The organism is Pedobacter steynii (genome assembly GCF_001721645.1).
Classification (GTDB): domain Bacteria; phylum Bacteroidota; class Bacteroidia; order Sphingobacteriales; family Sphingobacteriaceae; genus Pedobacter; species Pedobacter steynii_A.
In genome coordinates, this window is sequence record NZ_CP017141.1 from 5,610,055 (window position 1) to 5,632,379 (window position 22,325).

Consider the following 22,325-nt stretch of genomic DNA (forward strand, 5'->3'; position numbering starts at 1 on the left):
TCCCATTCCGTAAAATGAGAAGACTTCCTATATATTTTCTTATAGACATTTCCGAATCCATGATAGGCGAGCCCATTCAAAACGTTGAAGAGGGGCTGGCCAATATTATTAAAGCTTTAAAAGCCGACCCATACGCCATTGAAACCGTATGGGTTTCGATATTGGTCTTTGCCGGCCAGGCCAAAACAATTGTTCCCCTGCAGGAGATCGCAGACTTTTATCCGCCCAGATTTCCTATCGGGGGTGGAACCTCTCTGAGTAAAGGACTTGGACACCTGATGTACGAGCTGAGGTCGAACATCATTAAAACCACCCATGAGCAAAAGGGCGACTGGAAACCAATCATTTTTCTCCTAACCGATGGAGTACCTACAGACGATAGCCGTACGGCAATTCAGGAATGGAAGCAAAACTGGCAAAAGTCAACCAATTTAGTCGCCATTTCCTTTGGACAGGAAACAGATCTTTCCCTGCTTACTGAACTGACCGAGAATGTGCTGATGTTTAATAACAGCGATACCGCGCAGTATACTGCCTTTTTCAAATGGGTCACTGATTCCATTAAAACCAGCAGCGTCAGTGTAGACAACAGTGCTTCGGGCTTTGAACTGGCCAAACTGGATGATAAAGTAATCAGCAAAATTGACCTGAATAAAAAAACAATTCCTCAGGAATATATCGATCCCAATTATGTGGTGCTGGCTGCAAAATGCCAGAATACCAAAAGACCTTACCTGATGAAATACAAAAAGGTACTGAATGATTCTCCTTTTTCTGATCTGGGCCTGCAAACGGTAGCTTACCGTCTTAACGGGGCCTTTCAGGTAGACAATTCTTACTATGAACTCTCAGATCAATCGGTTAATTCTTTCAAAATCAATAGTGAAGAGCTGATCGGTGCACCGACATGTCCTTCCTGCGGAAATCAATACGGGCTTGCCATTTGCTCCTGTGGTAAAATTCATTGTATCGGAGAGGAGGAATACAGTACCTGTCCGTGGTGCGATACAAAGGCGCAATATGGAACAGGCGGTGGTGGTTTTGACATTAACAGAACTCAGGGATAAGCAGACAAATGGAGAAATGGGAAATATTTCAATGGAAAAAGAGCCTTGAAGAGAAACGTATTGTACTACCCAATGCCACAGTAGGAAAAAGCTACCGGCAGGAACTTGACTTGTCGGCAGCAGAATGGAATGAAGTAATTATATCAAACATAAATGGACTGGAACATACTGGTTTAGCTTATGATACAGAAAGTAATACCTTAACCGGAATTCCCCTGGTTAGCGCAGACCTTAAACTGGTTTTTAACCTGATTATTGCCGGTGAATCAATGGAAAAGAAAGTGCCTTTTGCCATTAATCCCGATCCGCGCTCCTTATGGAAAACAATAGATACAGATCGGGATGACCCCTGGTGGAAACCAGACGAATTTCTAAGCCAGCAAGCTCTTGGCAGCAAGTCCCTTGTGGCGGCTTCGAAACGGGGAAGGGCACATGCCAATGTCGGTAAATTCAGAGAGGATCATTATGCCTGTGCCACAGCGGGAAAACGAGGCTGGCACACCATTGCCGTATCTGATGGGGCAGGAAGTGCTGATTTATCAAGATTGGGTTCCAAAATTGCCTGCGAAGCTGCTGTCAGCTATTTCCGGCAACTTTCCGATAGCGCTTTTGATGAGCTGGAAACACTAGTCAATGGTACTACGTTACCAATAGCTCAGCCCCTAGAACAGAAGCTTCAGGAGCTGGCGGTAAAGCTGTTGAGTCCGGCGGCACTGGAAGTACATGGGGAATTGTCCCGTAAAGCCATTTCTATTGACGCTAGTCTGGCAGATCTACATGCAACATTAGCATTATGCCTGATTAAACAATTCCAGAATGCCTGGGTTATCTTAACTTTTAGCGTTGGTGATTGTCCGATCGGGCTCATCAGCAGCAATGAAGAAGAAGTTTCGGTTTTAAACTGGCTGGATACCGGCGAATATGGAGGAGCTACCCGTTTCCTGACCATGCCCGAAATATTGGAGCAACCGGATTTTCATACCCGATTTTCTGCCCGCATCGTCTCTGATTTTTCTTATCTGATGATGATGAGCGATGGCATTTACGATGCCAAATTTGAAACAGCCTTTAACTTATCACAGCCAAAGATCTGGAAGCAACTGATTGCAGACCTGAAAGGAGAGAACCCGGACGGACATCAGGTTGACCTGGTCAAAGAAAACCCTGATGTTGCCACACAGCTTTCTTCCTGGATGGATTTCTGGAGTACCGGAAATCATGACGACCGGACTTTGGTGATCATTTATTAATTTTAAAAATGGCAGTTGTAACCGTAGAATCTCCATATACCCGTAAAAGATATCAGTATTATGATAACGGAGACCCGAAAAAAGGCGGGCTCAAAGATGTTTACTTCAGTGTAGACAAGCAATATGTTGTCGCCATCTTCAGGGAACGCCTCGACGACAATCAAAAAGAACGTCTGAAAAGGATTACCGGCCATTATCTGCAGCAGATCAGTAGTAAAGAAGCGGGAGATTATTACCTCAATGAAGTTTACCGCTGGCCAACAGATGTGATAGAATGGAACGGATTAACAGGAATTGTGGTTCCTATTTATGCGCCTAAATTTTTCTTCTCCAAAGGATATGAGAAGAATGACCTGATTCAGGGTGCTGAAAAAAACGGAAAATGGTTTGCAGGATCTAAATTCAGGAATCCAAATTTTCCTTTAAGAATCGCCGGCTCCGAACTGGGCAACTGGATGAGCTACCTTCAGGTATGTGTTAACCTGTGCAGAGGTGTAAAAAAGATGCATGCCATGGGACTGGCGCATTCTGACCTGTCTTACAACAATGTTTTGGTAGATCCGGTCAGCAAATCGGCCTGTATGATTGACCTCGACGGGCTGGTAGTTCCTGGTTTATTTCCGGCCGAAGTGATCGGAACAGCAGAATTTATCGCTCCTGAAGTAATGGCCACCAAGCACCTCAGCAAAACAGATCCCAACAGAAAACTACCAAGAAGGGAAACCGATCTGCATTCGCTGCCTGTGCTGATCTATATGTACTTATTACACCGCCACCCCTTACTGGGCGGAAAAGTACATGACCTTGATCCTGAAACCGACAACCTGCTTTCCATGGGAGAAAAAGCATTGTTTATAGAACATCCTACAGACCTGAGCAACAGACCAAAAGTCAACCAATTGTCTAAATGGGAGCAACCCTGGGGAGATGTAAATAAACTGCCCTACACCCTTACCGGCCCTTATCTGCGTGAGCTGTTCGATCAGGCTTTTATTACCGGGCTTCATCATCCGGCATCCCGGCCGGCGGCCGACATCTGGGAGCAGGCCCTGTTAAAGACCAGCGACCTATTGCAGCCATGCAGCAACCAGGCATGTGAACAGAAGTGGTATGTATTTGACAATACCACCCAGCCTAAATGCCCTTTCTGCGGACAACTCCATTCAGGAACGTTACCTGTGCTTGATTTTTACTTTAAATCTGCAGATGGGCCATACCGCCCTGAACAGCATCGCCTGATGGTCTATACCAATCAGTATCTGTTCCCATGGCACGTCAACAGGAATATCGTGAGAAATGAAAAATTAAGCGAACAACATAAAACCCCTGCAGGTTACTTTGTCAAACACCAGGATAAGTGGGTTCTGGTTAATCAAACGCTGACTTCACTACGGGATGTAACCGAGCAGGCAGATATTCCTATAGGTGGCTTTGTTGAGCTAAGCCAGGGTAAGAAAATTCTATTTTCCAACGAAGAAGGTGGCAGGCTGGCATTGGTTACCCTGGTGGGAGCAGATTAATTTAAAACTTCAACCTTAACCCGATGCCCAATTGGAAAATATCAGCCAAAGTCAACTCCGAGGTATTCTGAAAATAATTGATCAGGTAATAATCGTTTGTATTAAACTCCGTATACAAACTTACCGCCCTTATTCCTGATCCCTTCAGAAATTTATCTCCATTGAGTTCAAGCTCAGTTGCAATAGAAAGGTGAGGTCTTAACGCCTCAGACCAGCGGTAATAATCAGAAGAGTACCGGTTTCTGTTGAAACGATAGGAGAGTTCGGGGTGGAACGTATAACTCAGAAAGAATCCTGGATTAAAGGGATAAAATTTCCCCCAGTCTTTGAGCTGAACCTCATAAGTCCGGTAGGCAAACTTTGCGGTAACGATATTTAACTCACCACCTTTGGAAGCAGGAACATAACCATAATTTAAATCCAGAATTCCTCTTTTGTTTTTAAACAGATCATAACCCGCACCTACGCTAAAATAGCCGATACTTCCTGCATACTGCACAATAGCATTATCAGGAATCAGAAACTTTAATCCCTGTGCTGAGGATTTTAGGGCTCCTGAAATCAGCAACAGGGCGACAAACGCCATTTTAAAACTGTATCCGCTCAAAACTTATTTTATGATTAATGATGGTAGCCAATATAAATTCTTCATTTCCCATGGAGCTCGTAGTGAGGTAAGGGATTCCGGAATCATCCGGATAAAAAAGGTCGTAATTATGGGTATGTGCATGCAGTGAGGCCAGAAATCCAGGAGTCTCTGCAAAAGCAGCAGTATATCCTTTAACCAGCTTTTCGTCAAAGTCCAGAGAATTTGGAGGGACATGAGAAATGCCAACAAAATTACTGACACCAGCCTGAGGCTGCATTTCTGCTTTTAACCAGGGAATATCAGGCGTATTGCCATCAAATTTATGTTCCCTGCTGTTGGTATCGTGGCAAACAAATTTCACTCCTCCATAGAGGAAAGAATAATTCAGCGGGCCAAACATATTGATAAAAGCATCTCTGCCACGAGAAGTAAGGTCGTGGTTTCCAATCACCGCCACATAAGGAACATTCAGCTTAGATAAACTTCTGCTGATCCATTCCATTTCCTGTAATACCCCGAATTCAGTAATATCACCGGCAATGACCACAAAGTCAATCCCCGGCATGTCATTTACTTTTTTCGTAAATCTTACCGTTTCATCGCGGGAGCGCTGGGTATCACCACTCAATACAAAACGAACGGTATCGTCACCTTTTCCATCACCAAGACGCTTGAGATTGCCGGCATTAATATCCCTATAGGAATTCTTGTCGAACACCTGATTGGGACTATACTCAAAGTTATTACAACTCAGCAATCCCATCATTGCAACCAACGCCGGTACTATAAATATTCTCATTGACAGAAATTAATGTTTCTATCAAATTTAGGATTAATAGGAGCTTGCAAAAAGGCCAAAACCGCTATATGGCATTCCTATAACCGTTAAATTGCATTGATTTAACAATTCTGTTAAACATAAATGGAAACAGAAAAACTAGGTAGAAACCTTGCTTTTTAAACCTAAGGTTGCTTTAATTTCCTTAAATTCAAGAGAGACAGCTACTTGCTCCATCGCCTGGTTAAAAGTATCCGGACTGATGTACTGCCAGCTGACTTCCTGTTCTCCCAATTCGAAAAGAATTTCGATAGGGTGGTTAATCAGGTGATCTTCAAAAAAGACGCGTTTACTTTCTGCCCAGGCATTCGGATCGCCAAGTCTTACCGGCCAGGTATATAATTTATGGGCTTCCAAAGACCGTTCACTATCTACATATACTGATCTTTTGGAAATGAGTTGACTGATCTCAAACTCCTGAACTTTACCACATAAGCCTTGCTCATCATCAGTAATACTTAAACCTTTTACAGTAAAATAAGGAACCAGTACATTCTGTCCCTGCTGTTGTTCGGGGCTACCGAAAAAAACATACTTTCCTTTTGTCAGTTGATTGATCATCGTGGCATCACTCGGTTTAATTAGCCAAAGCTACATTATATTTTAGGTTTTAATACCCCGGTCAGGATTTCTATGGCCGCATTCATTTCATTGATCTCAAGGGAAGCGAAGCCCATACGAATGGAATTGTCATCCCTAAGGTTGCCATGATTCCGGAAACCACGGCTGATCAGCAATCCTTTCGCAGCAGCGGCATCGGCAACCCTTATCAGCGGATAATCTTTGTTGAAACGTGCCCAGAGCGCCATTCCACCAGATGGTTTATCAAAATCCACAATTCCCTTTAGTTCTGTTTCCAGTACCAGGCAAAGATGATCTCTTCTCTCGAAATAGGCTTTATTTGCTTTTTTTAGATACCGGCCAATATCTCCGTTATGGATCAATTCGGCCAATGCATCCTCTAGAATATGATCGCCACGCAGGTCAATCATCATACGCAGTTGAATCGCCTGCCGGATAAAATCTGCAGGAGCAATCATAAAACCAACCCTGACAGATGGGGCGATAGATTTAGAAAATGAACCGATATAGATTACCCGCCCGTCATGCTGACTGCTGGCCAGGGGTAGGAAAGGGGCTGAATTGTAATGAAATTCGTAATCATAGTCATCTTCTATGATGGTAAAGTCAAACCTTCTGGAAAGTTCCAGTAACCTCATCCGGCGTTCGGGGCTTAAGGTTACCGTAGTGGGGTGATGGTGATGCGGAATCACATAAAGGGCATTGATCTGATTCTTTTTACAAGCTTGTTCTACCGCATCCATGTCCATCCCATAGCCATCCACCGGAACTCTAACCAAACGGGCACCGAGGCTTTCAAATACCTTATTTGCCAGAAAATAGCTGGGATCGGCTACAATGACCGCATCTCCGGGCTTTAGTAATAAACTCGCGGCAATATAAATACTCATCTGCGCACCGTGGGTAATCAGCGTATGATGGTCCTGAATGTCTAAGCCCCGACTTTCCAGCAGGTAACCGACCAATGCAGTCCTGAGCAATGGAGAACCTCCGGCTAAAGATCCCGGCATCCATTTCCAAACCGTGTTTTGCTTTGCGCGGCTCCTGTATGCTCTGTTTAAAAGATCCAGGGGTGCCAGCCGGGAATCCGGATATCCTTCATCAATGATGAAATCAGGCCGTCTTAAAACCGGACCAGATGGTATATTCGTATGTGTTTCTATCCTGTAAAAAGGAGCTGCCAACATGTTTCCATAAGAACTTAACCTGGGTTCATTCCAGCGTTGTGGCTGTAAATCAGGGAGGTTTTGCGCTATCCTGGCACCCTTTCTTGGAACCACTTCTATCCAGCTTTGTGCATAGAGTTCATCATAGGCAGCAATGGCCGTTTTCCGGTGAATGTTTAACAGTCTGGCCAGCTCCCGGGTACCGGGAAGCATAGTACCAGGTTTAATCTGTCCTTCGCGAATGATATTGACCACATTGTTCGCAATTTGGAGATAGACCGGCTGGTTAGACGTTTTGTCTATAGATAGCAGCGTGATAAATGGAAGCATCTGGACTACTTTGTTTTTTAAATCTGGACGATAAAGGTAGTCCATACGAACTGTATTTTTGAATAAATAAAAAACAAATCAATCAAAAATAACCCCCGCGAAATGAACATTACTTATAAAACGGATTGCTGTCCGGACACCAGCGAAATTATTAATTTGTACCTGAGCTCAGGATTAAAAAGACCAACAGATGATCCGGAAAGAATTCGCAAGATGTACGCAAACTCCAATCTCATTGTCACTGCCTGGGACGGAGCAAAATTGGTCGGTATTTCCCGTTCAATAACAGATTTTTGTTATTCCTGTTATCTTTCTGATCTGGCGGTGAACCTGGATTATCAAAAAAGCGGAATAGGCAGGAAACTGGTTGCAATCACGAAAGAGTGTATAGGAGAGGAGTCGATGTTGTTATTGCTATCTGCCCCAACGGCGATGGAATACTATCCTAAAATCGGCATGGACAATCTCAATAATGCATTTATGATTAAACGTACAACATAAAAAAAGGGCCAGATTGCTCTGACCCCTTTTTAAAACATACATTTGATTAATTGATTGATAGATAGGGACTATTGAATCACTTTACCATCTTCTCCAATTTTGATGGAAGCAGTTTCTGCTTCTTTTTTCACATCAATCTGGTAGTATTTAGTTTTGTCTGCGTTCGTTACCAGGAAAGCAGCTGTTGGAGTCCATGCTTTAACCGGCTCTGATTGCAGGGTAGTTTTTACTGCTTCAGGAAGATCTTTCAATTCAACCGGAGTTTTAGTTACACTGTCTTGTTTTACAGTGATCGATACTGGACTCTTTACTTCACTTGCGTTTGCTGCTGTTAATCCTGCGAAAGCTAAAAATGCTGCTGATAAAATGATCTTTTTCATATTCTTTGTATTTCAGTTATTATTCTTGTTAATTACGTTTAGGGTATGTTTAATAATGATGCCAACACCATTATAGTTTGGCACAAACCTGATATACAGCTAATTACATGATTAAGGAATAAAATAACTGTAGAGAAGCTCTACACTTTGCTGCTTTAAGTGGCACTAATCTGGTTATGGCAATGCTTCTGCATTGGTCAATAAACTGAATTTGTTGATTTTTTGCTTCTGCAGGATGTCAATAATCTTCTTAACCGAAGGGTATTCTTCTTCTGCATCTCCCTTAATGCTGACCCTCATGGCGCTGGAATGTAATTCTGCAACAGCCTGTCTGGAATGTAATACCCAATCTGCAAGCTGGTTGTTTGCTGAATCTGTTGGAATTCCGGTTTCCAGACCTGAAGAAGTCCGCTTTGCCCCATCCATCATGATATAAGCTTTAAGGTTTTGCACCGGCACCCCGAATGAACCGATCACACTGAATCTCTTTTTCTCTTCAGGACTGAACACTATTTGATATTGTTTTCCGATTTTTTCCAGCGTAGCGATTTTAATATCCTGACCAGTGGTTTCAAAAAACACTTTTCCTTTACCAATGGTCAGTAAAGCAATGTCCTGATCAGGAACCTTTATGGTATAGGTGGAAGTGGGAATTTTCACATCCAGGGGATCCGGTTGTTTCGCTGTAGCAGTTAAAATAAAAAAGGTGAGGAGTAGGAAAGAGACATCGGTCATGGCCGTCATATCGATGGTCAATGCTTTCCTTTGAACTTTTACTCTTGGCATATTGATCTATTTACGAAGTAATACAATTAGTTAAATTTGATTGCCGTCAATTAAATTGGGTTAACGCTGTTGTTGCCCTAAACGGTAAATCTGATTGATCCACTTTTGTCGTTGTTCGGGCTGAGCAGTTTTAATGATCCCCACATAAGTAACTTTAACCGGCTTTACTCCGCAAAATTCCAGCGTGCTCTTTTTTAACTGATTCACACTTGGTCTTCCGTATACCAGGCGGTAATACCATCCCGGCTGATCCAGTGTAGTAATGATGCGTGCCGTTTTCCCCTTCAGCAATTTGTCCCACCACATGGAATTTTCTCTATACTGATAGGTGAGTCCCGGAAGAAACAAACGGTCCAGAAAACCTTTCATCAATGCGGGGAGGCCGCCCCACCAAACGGGATGAATCCAGACCAGATGGTCTGCTGCTTTTATTTTTTCCAGGCTCTCCAGCAGATCCGGCTCTAAGTCCATTCTTTTGGTATAGCCAAATTGAAGGTTTGGATTGAAATGAAGTGCTCCGATATTGATCTCGGAAATTGTAGCGCCAGTTTCTATGGCGCCATCCCGATAAGCTTCAGCCAGTGCATGGTTGAAGCTTTCCTTATTTGGATGTCCGTTTATAATAAGAATTTTAGTCATCTTGTCCTGATTTTTTGTTCAGGGCAAAGGTATCTTCAGCCGGATTCCGGCTACAGGACATTTGTCTAAAAAACGACCTCTCTTCTTAAACGGCTGAGGTGCCTGGAAGTGATGCCGAGATAAGAGGCTAAATATTGCAAAGGAATCTGCTGAACATAATCCGGCTGGTTTTCCAGAAGATCCATATATCTTTTCTTTGCTTTTTCTTTTTGAAAAAGAAACAAACGTTTTTCCAGCTCCAGGTATTGTTGTTCCGCAATCATTTTGAGGAACTTTGTCCAGTTCAGACTGGATTGAGACAATTGATCCAGATCAGTCTTCTGAATCACAATTAATTCAGCAGGGGAGATGGCCTGAATGTTTTCCTGAGTAGGTAATCCAGTGATGAACGCAGAATATGCAGTGGTTAAACTATTAGGAAAAGTGATGCAATAGGTAATTTCTTCCCCTGATTCCGGGCTAAAGAAAGACCTCAGGATACCGCTTTTCAGAAAGGCAACCTCCTTACATAACCTACCTTCCTGTATCAGGAAATCACCTTTTTTAATTGACCTTAAACTGGTCTTTTCTTCAAAAGCGGAAATCTCTGCCGGGCTAAAAATATCAAATGACTTTAAAAAACTGCTGATCATACCTTTATTCTCATCTCCTATTATCTAAGCTGCCAAAGGTATTATTCTTATAGACTATAGGGTAGAAAAATATTAAAATGCTTTTAACGCGAAAAAGCCGGACGAATCCGGCTTTCTCCTAGCATATATAGGTAGATAACTTCTTGTTGTTATTTAACAGGTTTACCGTCTTTATCTAATCTTACAGAAGCAGTTTCTTCACCTTTTTTGATGTCGATCTGATAGTAAGTAGATTTATCTGCATTCGTTACCAGGAAGGCAGCTGTTGGTGTCCATGCTTTAACTGGCTCAGTTTGTAAAGTAGCTTTAACCGGCTCAGGTAAATCTTTCAATTCTACCGGTACTTTTGTAGTACTATCTTGTTTAACTGTGATGGCTACCGGTTCTTTTACTTCACTTGCGTTTGCTGCTGTTAATCCTGCGAAAGCTAAAAATGCTGCTGATAAAATGATCTTTTTCATATTCTTTGTATTTCAGTTAATATTCTTGTTAATTACGCTTAGGGTATGTTTAAGAATGGTGCCGTAAAGTTTCTTTTTTGGCACAAGACTGATTTACAGTTGGTTAATATTATTCAGGTCATTTTTAATTGTAGAGTTGTTCCACAATTTGGGGGATTAGGAATCGAATTACCAGCTTAATTTGTCTGGTTAATTAATTTATCCATCAGCGATACAAAGCTTCTTCCACTAAAGATGCCATTTGTTGCTGTGCTGAAAACCACTTTGTTTTCTTTGTTATACAAGCTGATCTGGCTGATCCAGTTATTCACCGAAAAATGATTTAGATCCGCTATCATGATCTTTTTAGCATCAATGATCAGGTGATCTTTATTCAAAATGATTTCTTTTGGCTGCACCTTTAAAAAAGACTGAGTTCCAGTTGCGAATAGTTTTTTACCCAATGCGGTATCATAACTGATGTATTGAAAAGTAACCGGCTTATTTTCTGCCAGTTCTTTCTGCATTTTAGGTACATATAAAAGCTCATGCTGAGTGGTAATGAATTCAATGGCTTTAAAGACCTTAGTATACCGAACGGTAATCACTTCCCAATTTCCTTCTTCTCTGTTACGGAAAGCAATGTTATTGGTGATGAAGGTACGACCGGAACTGAATAGGTAAAGATCATCCAGATTTTCAAAAAGCTGTATTTTACCTGCTCCGTTTCCTTCAGTAAGGATTCCCTTTTCATACAGATAAAAAGTCTTGCCTTTACTGAGTTTTAATGCGGTTAACAAGATCACTATTCCAAGCCCCATGATAAAAGCAATACACCAATAAAGTATGCTGATATCTCCTGAAAACCTCAGCCTTCCTTCCTGAACCGCAAGGATTCCTTCAAAATAAATCATGGCCGAAATCGCCGTGAACAAAATAAGTGTAAAAATTGCGAAATAAGTAAAGCCTTTTCCCGGATTGTGTTTGCTTTTCAGGGCTCCTAATTCTTGTGTTTGATTCATGTTAAAAGTTAAGTTGTTAAACGCTAGTTAATTGCTTTTTCGCAAGTCAACAAGCGTTTGCAATGGGCAAATGCGATGCCAGCAGGTCATGAATCATTACCCAATAAAAAGGGGCAACTGCTTTCTGACGAAAACAATTGCCCCTGTTGCGATTAAAGAAAGTATAGGTTAGTTCATATCTCTTTCCACTTTTCTGGCTGTGCTTTTTCCAGGAAGATAGATCTGGAATCCTACGCCTAAGGTTAGCTTATGCGCATAAGCACTGCTGCCAAAGCCCACAACTCCATTATACTTTAATAAGCCTTCCAATCCGATGGATGGGGTTACAAAATAAGTGAAACCAGGCCCAAAGCTAAAGCCCAATCCATTTGTAGAACCTCCGGGACCTGAAGGATTCACACCGTTAACCCCTAAAGTGGCCTCTCCAAAGAACCTGGAATTTTTTACCACTTCATTTGCTCCGGTAGCTCCATAATAACGTCCTAAGGCACCAATACCATACTCAATACTTGTTCCCTGGTTTTTTGCGGTACTCAGGCCAAATTCCAGGTTTCCACCCAACGCCAATCCATCTTGTACGAACCAGGCAGCTTTAGGGTTGATTTTTAAGCTGAAAGTATTGGGTTTGTCCAAACCGAAGCTAATGTCCGAAATGTTAGCACCCATCATTACATTGCCTTTTTGTATCTGTGCTTTTGCTCCAAATAAAAGTCCGGCACATAGACTCGCTGTTAAGAATAATTTTTTCATAAGATCTGTTTAAATGTATTTCTTTAACAAATCCATATAAGTTTTGTTTTTGAAAATATATTTTGCCTAATGAATAAATATATCTGATTATTCATTATAATTACAGTTACAAAAACACAAACTATGAATCAAAAAACATCAGGCGCTTTCATTGCGGCATCTTGGATAGCCCTTGGAGCAGGAATGATTGGCTATTTTGTCGGTTTAGCCAGAGCAGAAATGCAACTCAATGAAAAAGGGTATTACTTCACGGTTATGATGTTCGGTCTGTTTGCAGTAATATCTGTTCAAAAAAGTGTTAGGGATAGGCTGGAAGGAATTCCGGTAACAGACATCTATTATGGATTAAGCTGGTTTTCGACACTTTTATGCATTGTCTTATTGACCATTGGACTTTGGAACGCAACCTTATTACCAAGCGAAAAAGGGTTTTATGCCTTTGCCTTTCTCCTGGCCATGTTCGGTGCCATTGCTGTACAGAAAAACACCAGGGATAATAAACCGATGGGCCGTAACGAAGACAATTTAAACTAAAAACGGTGATCCCAATGCTTTATGCAGGAAGGTTCAAACCGCAAATCACACAAAATTAAAAAATGAAATTATCATTTGGAACAGTCATTAATGACCAACCCAATTACTTCATTGAAAAGATCTGGAAGGGCCTGATGGCCCTTTCTTCACATCTGGACAACGAACACTACAGATTCCAGGAAAGGCACATCCAGAAGTTCGACAGGAACTGGGATGGAGATACTTACACCGAATTTCTGGAACCCAAGATTCATACCATCAGAAAAGATCCCGATCACCAATGGCAGCCAGGTATGGAAATCGCCATGGTCATCTATAAAGATACCAGTGATGAATTTCAGTTTGCACCCATGCTCCACTGCATCAGTATTCAGAAAATTGAAATCAGGGAATCGGGTAATGAAAATTTTACCGTTAGCGTGGATGGAAACCAGCTTGATGAAGAGCAGCTCAACCGGCTGGCGATAAATGATGGTTTTCAATCTGCCGAAGAATTATTGTCGTATTTTAGCGGAAATTTCAGTGGTAAACTCCTCCACTGGACCGCAATGAAATACTAAAACTGCTAACAATTAATTGGTCATGATCATCAGCTACCATCTGGAAGATTTTAGCTCTTCTTTTTCTATTCCCGGACAGTTTATGATGGATAGGTTTGAAGACATTGGAAAACCTGCTGATATGGTCTGGCCTCATAAACATAGTTTCTATGAGGTCCTCTGGATAAGAAAGGGAAATGCCCTTCACCTGATTGACCAGCATAGCTTTGACCTCAGTGCGGATACTTTATTCTTTATCGCACCCGGGCAAATTCATGAACTGGATCAGTCGGAAAATGTAAAAGGGTATAGCATCATGTTTACCGAAGAATTCCTTTCACTGGGACATGCCAGTCCGGAAACACTTGCCGGTTTGCCATTTCTGGAAAACAGTTATTCCAGGCCTTCCCTGAAATTAAACTCCCGGGAAACAAAGGAGCTTTCCGGACTGATCAATATGATGCAGACAGAAGCCGGGAAGGAAGACCGGTCTGCCAACATCATCAGACACCTATTGCTCTCTTTTCTCTTTCAGATCCAGCGGATGATGACCTGCGACCATCCCATAGAAACAGACAACATCCAGGTGCTGAGCCTCAAGAAATTCAAGAAGCTGATTGAACAGCATTATAAACGGGAGACCAGGTTGTCTTTTTTCTCCGGACAACTGTTTATGACCGATGCCCATTTAAATGAGATTGCAAAAAAGATAACCGGTAAAACAGCTGGAGAGCTGATCCGGGAGCGGGTATTGCTGGAGGCAAAAAGAATGCTGATTCACGGACACTGGACCGTAGGGCAAATCGCTTCCGAGCTTGGATTTAAGGATTTCTCTTATTTTTCCAGGCAGTTTAAGAAACAGGAAGGTCTTACACCTGCCGAATTCAGAAAGGCAAATACCTAAGCACAATTCATGAAAAGTACCAATAAAGCAATCCTTAGTCCTAACTTTGGAAAATCCAGTCTGAATACCTTTGCATTTTAGTATTTAAATCTATACCGTACCATGCAGATTAAATTGAACAGCATTGCCGAAGCCATTGAAGAGATTAAGGCAGGTAAAGTCATTATAGTAGTAGACGACGAAAACAGGGAGAATGAGGGGGATTTTATTACCGCTGCTCAAAATGCAAGTCCTGAGGTGATTAACTTTATGGTAAGTCATGGTAAAGGGCTGGTTTGCGCCCCGCTGACTGCAGAACGGTGTGATGAGCTTCACCTGCATCAAATGGTGACTGAAAATACAGCGGCTTATGAAACCAGTTTTACGGTTTCTATCGATTTACTGGGAAGCGGCTGTACCACTGGCATTTCGGCGTCCGATCGTTCCAAAACCATTAAATCGCTGATCGATCCTAAGATAAAAGGCTTTGACCTGGGCAGACCCGGACATATTTTCCCTTTACGTGCCAAAGACGGTGGTGTGCTCAGCAGGCCCGGGCATACCGAAGCCACTATAGACCTCGCCCGTTTAGCAGGAATGGAACCGGCAGGAGTGCTGGTAGAAATCCTTAAAGACGATGGCGAGATGGCCCGCTTACCGGATTTAATGAAAATCGCAGCCAAACATCAATTGAAAATTATTTCTATAGAAGACCTGATTGCCTTCCTTAAAAAAGAAAACTAAGGAAGGAATGTCTGATCTGTCAGCCTTTTGATCATTGCTGAGCTTTGTTCACGGCCGTGTTCCAACCGGTCTTTGAAAAACAGCTTGGTCTGATCAAAATGCTGTTTATAACCATCCATATCTCCATATCCGATGATGGAAGTCCATTCCCTTACTGCAGAATGAAACTCCAGGTCGTCGGCCCGGATGCTTTTATCGAATAATGCGGCATTGATTGATTCTTCCAGCAATTCTTCATTTCGGAAAAGGTATTCTACAATCCCCAGTCTCAAACGAAAAGGAGGAGTCTGACAAATCAGGTTATCATACGGGTTGATCTTTAAATGATACCAGGCATCAGCCATACTCAGAAGACTGAGATGGGAATTGGCTTTTCTTACTCCCGGATTAGAAGAAAGAGAAAATTCCTGCATTACCTGATCATCCAGCAGCAAAGGCTTCCTGCTTTCATGGAAAACAAAATCCCGCACTTTATACAAGCGTTCCCGGAAGGTCTTTTCCTGCTCCATGATCATCATCTTAAAAAGTTCTGATTCTGATTGGGCATAACGTTTCACCTGTTGCCGGGCAAAGGGGTTTAGAATAGCCAGACCGGCATAGATATGCGCTTTATAGCTAAAAATCCTCAATGTAGTGAGGATCTTTACATTATCTATTCCACCCAGATAAGAGGCATTTTCCCAGGGGAAAAAGCCTGCTGCAGCCCAGGCCGTGCCCATACTTTCAAAGCCCACATGTGTGGCTGCCTGCGTATCTGCCACAATCCGGTCATGGTCATGGTAGTCCTTCATTTCTACCAATTCAGAGCCCAGGCAGGAGAGGAGGTCTGTCATGCGCTGATAAGCGGTTTCAGTGGTCCGGTGTGGAATGACAATCATTTTCTGGCCTGCAGGATCGAAGCCAGGCCCATGCAAAGAATGACAAGTAATAATATGTATGTCTTTAGGCAGATACTTTTCAAAAGCCACAATCTCCGGATGTTTTACCGAAGTCTGTCCGGCTACAATAGCCCCATATTTGGTAGAACTGCCGTACATGGCCAATACCTGCTCAATTTTTTCGGATTCAACCGCATAGAAAATCACGTCACAAACCCTCGACACTTCTTTTCCGTCCGGCAAAATGGTAATCCCATAGGGGTTTAAGGCTTCGTTCAGTTCATCTCTCCGTTCCGGAAGGTCTGAACCATAAACCTGATAACCAGCTTTAGAAAAGCCTATTGCATACATTTTGCCCATGTCACCAAGGCCGATGATTCCTACATTCATGATATACTACCAGTTATTTTATAATTTCCTAATCCCTGCAAATAAGGTAAAAATCTCCTTAACCGGAAATGATAGGTATCACAATAAGCAAATCAGGAATGTTACGATGAATAATTGCGTACTTTCAGAATATTTTCCAGCCTGATACGTTAGGAAGGAAACAAATCATTTAGATTGCATCATGAAACGAAATTCCCCAATTTTTTTAGCGCTTACCGCCTCCATTTTTTCTACCGCAGTATTTGCACAAACCAGCCCGCTCCAGCAAAAAATGGACAGCATCATCCACAGCAAAAAAGCTGATGTAGGGGTGTCTGTCTTATTTTTAGAAGATCATAAAATTGTCTCTGTAAACGGAGATAAACACTATCCCATGCAGAGTGTTTACAAATTTCATCTGGCCCTGGCGGTGTTGAACCAGGTAGATCAGGGAAAGCTTGCCCTTGATCAAAAAATCCTTGTTAAGAAAAGCGACCTGCTTCCGGATACCTGGAGTCCTTTACGGGATCAGTATCCTGAAGGAAATGTAGAATTACGTTTATCAGAAATCCTGAAATATACCGTCTCACAAAGTGATAACAACGGCTGCGACATTCTGTTCAGACTCATTGGAGGTACTAAAAAAGCCCATCAGTTTATTGTAAAGCAAGGCATTAAGGACATTTCAATTACCGGAACGGAAGAAGAAATGCATAAAGATGACCAGGTACAATTCCGCAACTGGACTACCCCAAAGGCTGCCAACGAACTGCTTAAGAAATTCTGGGAAGGTAAAGTACTTAAAAAGCCAACTGCTGACTTCCTGATGAAAGTGATGGAAGAAACCGTGACCGGTACCGGTAAGATTAAAGGGTTATTACCTCAGGGAACGGTTGTTGCCCATAAAACAGGAAATTCGGGAACCAATAAAGCAGGCATTATTTCCGCTTCCAATGACATTGGAATTGTAACCCTTCCTAATGGAAAAAAGATGCTCATTTCCGCTTTTGTATCGATGTCAAAAGAGAACGATAAAGAAGTCGATAAAATTATTGCCGAGCTTTCCAAAGCTGCTTATGATGAAGCAGTAAAATAAGGCCTCTTTGATGATAAAACAGCGTGTGTTGATTTGGTGAAATATAGATCAACACGCGCTGTTTAATCAGATTTAGGTATTTGTTCCGCTATCCATTGTTAGTGAAGTACCTGTCATATACTTCGATTCCTCACCAGCAACCCAGGCTACCAACGAAGCGATTCCTTCAGCCGTTCCATATTCTTTAATGGCCATACGTTCTCTGGCTGCATCTGCTGAGGGGCCGGTAGCCGGATTCATATCGGTTTCTGTTGGTCCCGGATTCACCAGGTTAACTGTAATTTTTCTATCTCCAAGATCACGTGCCAATCCTTTATTAAAGCTTACTAAAGCCGATTTACTCATAGCGTATAAGGTAATATTAGGAACGGAGACAATTTCCGCCAGACAGCTGCCTATGGTAATGATTCTGCCGCCATCAGGAATAAATTTTAATGCCGCCTGAGTACCAAAAAATACACCCTTCACGTTCACATCAAACATCTTGTTAAAATCCTCCTGGGTATATTCCTCGAAAGCTTTCCCATCTGCAACACCGGCATTGTTAACCAGGATATCTATTTTGCCAAACTGAGCCGCCGCTTTTTCTACAGCAGCAGTTACTTCTTCATAGCTTCCGCTATCTGCTTTAATCGCATAAGCCTGACCACCGTTGTTTTCTACCTCTTTCACCAGGCTCTCCGCTTTTTCTGCAGAGCTTGAGTAAGTGAAAGCTACCTGAGCCCCTTCAGCACTTAGTCTTTTTACTATAGCTGCGCCAATACCTCTGCTTCCGCCGGTAACCAATGCAACTTTGTTTTTTAGATTTGTCATATTGAATAGTTTTTTATTTGATTCAAAATTATATATAGATATTTGTAAATAAGGGTACACATCAAATTGTTAGGTACTAACAAAAAGGTAAGAAATGAGAAAAGAGAGCTCAACGAACAATATCAACGAGAAAAGGTTAAGGGAATTATGCGGTACATCTTACGCATTATCCATTATTGGCGGTCGCTGGAAGCCAACTATCATCTGCAGACTGATGTATGGAAAGGTGAGATACGGCGAACTCAGGGATTCTATAGTGGGGATTTCTGAACGGATGCTGGTGCAGCAATTGAGAGAACTGGAAAAAGATGGAATTCTAAAAAGGATTGTCCATGCTCAGGTTCCGCCAAAGGTAGAATACGAGCTTACTGAAGATGGATTGTCTATGCAACCCATGCTCAGTAAGATGTCGGAATGGGGAAATAACCACAAGGCTAAATACCAGAAAATGGAAGAAGAGGTCGCTTAATAAACGACCACCTCATCACTGAACATAAATCCTTTTTTCTCGTTTTTTCCCGTTATCCTAAGGTAACGGGCAGTATTTCCTTTCAGGTCAAATACAAAAGTCTTAAACCTTAGGGAAGCGTCTGTATAAGGCACATCATTCTCCAGGCATTGAATGGTTTTAAACTCCTTTCCGTCTTCGGAGACAGCTACTGTAACATTCGCAGGCATATATACCCCAGGACCGGTTAATTGCATAAACCGAACTTTCAACTGTGTTAAGGGGCTGGAAAGATCCATGTCAATGGTGACGTCAAAATCGCCAAGAAAGCCCTGCCATTGTCCATCTCCATAGGTCAGGTCTCCGCTTTGTCCGTTTACCAGGGTAATTTCCTTTTGGGCAGGGTAGCTATTGCTCCATTTATTGTTGTAGATGACCTTTTTACCAATGGCCCGGTGCACATCCAGTTCCAGTTCCTGAATTTTACCCATAGGAACTTTATTTTTAAAAATGACGGCTTTCACCTTTGCAGAGGTATTTAGCGGAATTCCTGCCTCGGTATATAAGGCTGAGCCCGCTACCGGATTACTTCCATCAACTGTATATCTTATTTCCGGCTTAAACTGCTCAGAGCTGATGCTCACCACTGCTTTCTGCTCTGCAATATTGAATTTAGAGAGGATGCTCAGTTCATTGGAAGGCGCATAATAGTTTACATTTAAGCGTTGCAGTAAAAGGTAATGCTTTTGCAGGCGCAACTGAAAATCATTCCAGTTTTTGTTTTGTTCAGGCGTCCAGGCTACTTCCGACAAAGCAAGTGCCCTTGGGAAAGCCATATATTCCACCTGATTCGTGGTCGGCATATATTCTGTCCATAGATTGGCCTGCACACCCAGCACATGTTTTTGTTTATCGCTGTTGATTTCTTTTGAGCGGGGTTGATAAGCATACACCTTTGGTAAAGGAAGGTAACCACCAATCGCTTCCGGTTGTCCGGTCGGATTGGTCTGATAGGCATCAAAATACAGGTGTGATCCCGGGGTCATGATCACATCATGGCCGGAATTTGCTGCTTCAATACCTCCTTTTTCACCTCTCCAGCTCATTACCGTCGCATCCGGGGCCAGTCCGCCTTCCAGGATTTCATCCCATCCGATTAGCTTTCTTCCTTTGCTGTTTAAATAGGTTTCCATTCTTTTAACGGCATAGCTTTGTAAGCCATGTTCATCTTTTAAATCGAAATCTTTAATGATTTTCTGACATTTCGGACATTTTTTCCAGGCTGATTTATCTGCTTCATCACCACCGATGTGGATGTATCTGGAAGGGAAGATCTCCAATACCTCATCCAGCACGTTCTGAAGAAAGTGGAAAGTCTCTTCATTGCCAATGCAAAATTCCGAATTTTTATAAGGCAGTCCGTAGCAGGACAAATGAGGGTAGGCTGCTAAAACTTCTTCTGTATGTGCAGGCATCTCGATTTCAGGGATCACGGTAATTCCCCGTTTCGCCGCATACCTGATCAGATCTTTGGCCTGTTCAGCAGTATAGTAGCCACCAAATGCATTCGGGCTACCGATTTCTGCGTATTGGCGTCCGTTATTCCACCAGTATTTCCAGTTGGCATCTGTCCGCCATGCGGCTTTGTTGGTTAACTCCGGATATTTCTTAATTTCCAGTCTCCAGCCAGCACCATCGGTTAAATGCCAGTGGAAGGTGTTTAATTTATATAGAGACATCAGGTCTATGTATTTTTTCAGGAAGGGGATCGGGAAGAAATGCCGGGACACATCCAGCATCAGTCCGCGGTAACCAAAAGCCGGACGATCTTCTATCCATACCGCTGGCAACTGCCTTCCGTCTTTTCTGGTTAAGGCCAGCTGGCGAAGGGTAGCTATGCCATTCAGTACCGCTTCCGGCTGATGAGCGGTGATGACGATGCGCGCTGTGCTGATTTCCAACCGGTAAGCATCCTTAGCAAGACTGTCGTCTTTTTCTGCAGCAATCAGGATAATACCCTTAGCCGGTGCTTTCTTTCCGGAGCGAAGGGTTTTCACTTTGTTAAACCTGATATACGGATGTTCATGAAGCAGGTCTGCAGCTTCCAGAAATGATTTGCTGGAAAACACTTCTGTTGCCGGACCATAGTTATAAAACCCTGGTTTTGCAATTTGTTGTAAAGGTTTAGGAATAATAAATAAAGAATCCTGGGCAAAAGTGGTGTTAGAAATTATACAAAATAATAACGTAATGGAAAAGGCAAAAGCCTGTTTGATGGTGTTCATTAAGGTCTGGTTCTGATTTGTGTAAACCAAATTTACAGTTTCTGTTGACAAAGTAAACGGAATATTGACAGCAGCACAATAATAAGAATGAGGAGATTGTTTTTTAAATATAGAAGAATTATTATATTTAAAAAATCACGAATTGAGCTATTATGGGTTTATTGTCACGTTTTTTTGGAAAAAACAAAGTCGTAGAAAGAACAGCTGAGCCGGATTTGGTTTATATACCAAATGAGGATGAGCGTATGAACTGGGCAATTGAAAAAGCCGGGCTCACCTTGTGGTATTTTGAAGAGAGCCTGAAGAGCCCTGATGCCGGTCAGGAGTATTTTTCGATTAAAGTGATGATTGAAGATGCTGGCCGGGTGGAACACATCTGGCTGACGGCCCCGGATTTCGACGAGGAGGGCAATTTATATGGCGAAGTAGGAAATGAGCCGGTTCAGATCAAAACGGTTAAACTAGGTCAGAAGATAGGGGTAATGAGGTCTATGATTTCGGACTGGATGATCGTAGAAAAAGGCCGCCTGATTGGAGGATATACGATCAGGGCAATCAGGGAAGGAATTCCTGAATCAGACCGGCCGGCATTTGATGAATCTATTGGCCTTCATGTAGATGCGGGTGTAGACCATTTTAAAGCTGATTTCAATACACCCGAAGGAGCAATACTATCATTGGAAGAAGCTTATCAGGAAAACGACATCGACAAAGCACTATTTTGTAAGGACTTTTATCAGGAAGCAAAACTAATGCTGTCCACGCTGGACTTTCAGATGGAGGAGGAGATGATCATCAGTACTTCGGAAGCTTTGGCACTTTCTTTTGTAAATTATATAGAAAAGGAGGGGATGCCTGATTTTTCGAACATCAGCAGGGCTTTTACGAACCGGGAAAAGGTGGACGAAAACTATTGGATCATTACTGAAGTTTGCACTTATCCGGATGGTGGCAGTTCAGAACAAAGGTTACAAACCTATAAAACCACCCAGGGATGGAGGGTATTAGGGGTAGCGAGCTAAAACGCCTCTTTTTGATTTTTATAAATGAATCAAAAAGAGGCTGAAAAATATCTTAATGATGTGAATGCCCGTTAGATTCTTTGTTTTTCTTGATGAAAGAAAGATAAAAGGCAGAAACAATGATAATTACGACAAGTGTAAGTAGAGAAAATAATGTTGACATATGCTTTAATATTTATATTTTAAAATATGTGATGAAGGTAAACATTCTTTTTAAGAATA

Annotated in this window: 24 protein-coding genes and 1 pseudogene; 11 read left to right on the forward strand and 14 right to left on the reverse strand. The window is 42.2% G+C overall.

Annotated elements, in window-relative coordinates; translation table 11 throughout:
- Window positions 1–14: 14 nt before the first annotated feature.
- Genes BFS30_RS23140 through BFS30_RS23150 form a run of 3 tightly spaced genes read left to right on the forward strand, consistent with a single transcriptional unit; the run spans window position 15 to window position 3,837 of the window.
- A complete protein-coding gene (locus BFS30_RS23140; protein ID WP_069381463.1) occupies window positions 15–1,067 on the forward strand; it encodes a TerY-C metal binding domain-containing protein in 1,053 nt (350 codons plus the stop codon).
- 8 nt (window positions 1,068–1,075) lie between these two features.
- Complete coding sequence (locus BFS30_RS23145; RefSeq protein WP_069381464.1) at window positions 1,076–2,317, forward strand: PP2C family serine/threonine-protein phosphatase; 1,242 nt, start codon at window positions 1,076–1,078, stop codon at window positions 2,315–2,317.
- An 8-nt stretch (window positions 2,318–2,325) separates the two neighbouring features.
- Window positions 2,326–3,837: a helix-hairpin-helix domain-containing protein gene (locus tag BFS30_RS23150; protein ID WP_069381465.1), complete on the forward strand. Its 1,512-nt coding sequence runs from the start codon at window positions 2,326–2,328 to the stop codon at window positions 3,835–3,837.
- A 1-nt stretch (window position 3,838) separates the two neighbouring features.
- Here the strand turns inward: BFS30_RS23150 and BFS30_RS23155 are convergent, their stop codons facing one another.
- The 4 genes from BFS30_RS23155 to BFS30_RS23170 form a co-directional block, all read right to left on the reverse strand.
- Window positions 3,839–4,444, reverse strand: coding sequence for a hypothetical protein (locus tag BFS30_RS23155; protein ID WP_237028648.1), 606 nt, complete (start codon window positions 4,442–4,444; stop codon window positions 3,839–3,841).
- The gene (locus BFS30_RS23160) at window positions 4,425–5,225 is read right to left on the reverse strand and encodes a metallophosphoesterase family protein (protein WP_069381467.1); all 801 of its coding nucleotides are present in this window, start codon (window positions 5,223–5,225) and stop codon (window positions 4,425–4,427) included. Before BFS30_RS23160 ends, BFS30_RS23155 begins: the two co-directional genes overlap by 20 nt.
- A 138-nt stretch (window positions 5,226–5,363) precedes the next feature.
- Window positions 5,364–5,825, reverse strand: coding sequence for a hypothetical protein (locus BFS30_RS23165; RefSeq protein WP_069381468.1), 462 nt, complete (start codon window positions 5,823–5,825; stop codon window positions 5,364–5,366).
- 35 nt (window positions 5,826–5,860) lie between these two features.
- Window positions 5,861–7,387 (reverse strand): PLP-dependent aminotransferase family protein, encoded by a 1,527-nt coding sequence (locus BFS30_RS23170; RefSeq protein WP_237028649.1) that lies wholly within the window; start codon window positions 7,385–7,387, stop codon window positions 5,861–5,863.
- Between the two features lie 57 nt (window positions 7,388–7,444).
- On the opposite strand from BFS30_RS23170, the gene BFS30_RS23175 reads away from it, so the two are divergent.
- The gene (locus BFS30_RS23175; protein ID WP_069381469.1) at window positions 7,445–7,843 is read left to right on the forward strand and encodes a GNAT family N-acetyltransferase; all 399 of its coding nucleotides are present in this window, start codon (window positions 7,445–7,447) and stop codon (window positions 7,841–7,843) included.
- Between the two features lie 68 nt (window positions 7,844–7,911).
- Here BFS30_RS23175 and BFS30_RS23180 read toward each other — a convergent pair whose 3' ends face one another.
- The 7 genes from BFS30_RS23180 to BFS30_RS23210 all read right to left on the reverse strand — a co-directional run bounded on the left by BFS30_RS23180 (window position 7,912) and on the right by BFS30_RS23210 (window position 12,492).
- Window positions 7,912–8,223, reverse strand: a complete 312-nt coding sequence (locus BFS30_RS23180) for a hypothetical protein (RefSeq protein WP_069381470.1) — start codon at window positions 8,221–8,223, stop codon at window positions 7,912–7,914.
- Between the two features lie 174 nt (window positions 8,224–8,397).
- Window positions 8,398–9,009 (reverse strand): ExbD/TolR family protein, encoded by a 612-nt coding sequence (locus BFS30_RS23185; protein WP_069381471.1) that lies wholly within the window; start codon window positions 9,007–9,009, stop codon window positions 8,398–8,400.
- 60 nt (window positions 9,010–9,069) lie between these two features.
- Window positions 9,070–9,648 carry an NAD(P)H-dependent oxidoreductase gene (locus BFS30_RS23190; RefSeq protein WP_069381472.1) on the reverse strand — a complete coding sequence of 193 codons (579 nt, stop codon included), beginning with the start codon at window positions 9,646–9,648 and terminating at the stop codon, window positions 9,070–9,072.
- A 65-nt stretch (window positions 9,649–9,713) separates the two neighbouring features.
- The gene (locus BFS30_RS23195; protein ID WP_069381473.1) at window positions 9,714–10,280 is read right to left on the reverse strand and encodes a Crp/Fnr family transcriptional regulator; all 567 of its coding nucleotides are present in this window, start codon (window positions 10,278–10,280) and stop codon (window positions 9,714–9,716) included.
- Between the two features lie 149 nt (window positions 10,281–10,429).
- Window positions 10,430–10,741 (reverse strand): hypothetical protein, encoded by a 312-nt coding sequence (locus tag BFS30_RS23200; RefSeq protein ID WP_069381474.1) that lies wholly within the window; start codon window positions 10,739–10,741, stop codon window positions 10,430–10,432.
- A 176-nt stretch (window positions 10,742–10,917) separates the two neighbouring features.
- Window positions 10,918–11,742, reverse strand: coding sequence for a hypothetical protein (locus BFS30_RS23205; protein ID WP_069381475.1), 825 nt, complete (start codon window positions 11,740–11,742; stop codon window positions 10,918–10,920).
- 168 nt (window positions 11,743–11,910) lie between these two features.
- Window positions 11,911–12,492 (reverse strand): hypothetical protein, encoded by a 582-nt coding sequence (locus BFS30_RS23210; protein ID WP_069381476.1) that lies wholly within the window; start codon window positions 12,490–12,492, stop codon window positions 11,911–11,913.
- Between the two features lie 123 nt (window positions 12,493–12,615).
- On the opposite strand from BFS30_RS23210, the gene yiaA reads away from it, so the two are divergent.
- From yiaA to ribB, 4 genes and pseudogenes are all read left to right on the forward strand, one after another.
- Window positions 12,616–13,026 carry an inner membrane protein YiaA gene (gene yiaA, locus BFS30_RS23215; protein ID WP_069381477.1) on the forward strand — a complete coding sequence of 137 codons (411 nt, stop codon included), beginning with the start codon at window positions 12,616–12,618 and terminating at the stop codon, window positions 13,024–13,026.
- Between the two features lie 62 nt (window positions 13,027–13,088).
- Window positions 13,089–13,586, forward strand: a complete 498-nt coding sequence (locus BFS30_RS23220) for a hypothetical protein (RefSeq protein ID WP_069381478.1) — start codon at window positions 13,089–13,091, stop codon at window positions 13,584–13,586.
- 22 nt (window positions 13,587–13,608) lie between these two features.
- Window positions 13,609–14,469 carry an AraC family transcriptional regulator gene (locus tag BFS30_RS23225; RefSeq protein WP_069381479.1) on the forward strand — a complete coding sequence of 287 codons (861 nt, stop codon included), beginning with the start codon at window positions 13,609–13,611 and terminating at the stop codon, window positions 14,467–14,469.
- 102 nt (window positions 14,470–14,571) lie between these two features.
- Window positions 14,572–15,189, forward strand: a pseudogene (gene ribB, locus BFS30_RS23230) (3,4-dihydroxy-2-butanone-4-phosphate synthase); the annotation flags it as partial.
- Here the strand turns inward: ribB and BFS30_RS23235 are convergent.
- Window positions 15,189–16,460 carry a prephenate dehydrogenase gene (locus BFS30_RS23235; protein WP_069381480.1) on the reverse strand — a complete coding sequence of 424 codons (1,272 nt, stop codon included), beginning with the start codon at window positions 16,458–16,460 and terminating at the stop codon, window positions 15,189–15,191. The pseudogene ribB and the gene BFS30_RS23235 overlap by 1 nt on opposite strands.
- Window positions 16,461–16,641: 181 nt before the next feature.
- Here BFS30_RS23235 and bla point away from each other — a divergent pair, with 181 nt between their 5' ends.
- Window positions 16,642–17,535 carry a class A beta-lactamase, subclass A2 gene (gene bla / locus BFS30_RS23240; protein ID WP_069381481.1) on the forward strand — a complete coding sequence of 298 codons (894 nt, stop codon included), beginning with the start codon at window positions 16,642–16,644 and terminating at the stop codon, window positions 17,533–17,535.
- Window positions 17,536–17,607: 72 nt separating this feature from the next.
- On the opposite strand, the gene BFS30_RS23245 is transcribed toward bla, so the two are convergent.
- Window positions 17,608–18,348, reverse strand: a complete 741-nt coding sequence (locus tag BFS30_RS23245; protein ID WP_069381482.1) for an SDR family NAD(P)-dependent oxidoreductase — start codon at window positions 18,346–18,348, stop codon at window positions 17,608–17,610.
- Between the two features lie 94 nt (window positions 18,349–18,442).
- Here BFS30_RS23245 and BFS30_RS23250 point away from each other — a divergent pair, with 94 nt between their 5' ends.
- Complete coding sequence (locus BFS30_RS23250; RefSeq protein WP_069381483.1) at window positions 18,443–18,817, forward strand: winged helix-turn-helix transcriptional regulator; 375 nt, start codon at window positions 18,443–18,445, stop codon at window positions 18,815–18,817.
- Here the strand turns inward: BFS30_RS23250 and BFS30_RS23255 are convergent.
- Window positions 18,814–21,081, reverse strand: coding sequence for a family 20 glycosylhydrolase (locus BFS30_RS23255; protein ID WP_069381484.1), 2,268 nt, complete (start codon window positions 21,079–21,081; stop codon window positions 18,814–18,816). The two genes, BFS30_RS23250 and BFS30_RS23255, sit on opposite strands and share 4 nt — an antisense overlap.
- Window positions 21,082–21,233: 152 nt before the next feature.
- On the opposite strand from BFS30_RS23255, the gene BFS30_RS23260 reads away from it, so the two are divergent.
- A complete protein-coding gene (locus BFS30_RS23260; protein WP_069381485.1) occupies window positions 21,234–22,103 on the forward strand; it encodes a YegJ family protein in 870 nt (289 codons plus the stop codon).
- Window positions 22,104–22,325: the final 222 nt, after the last annotated feature.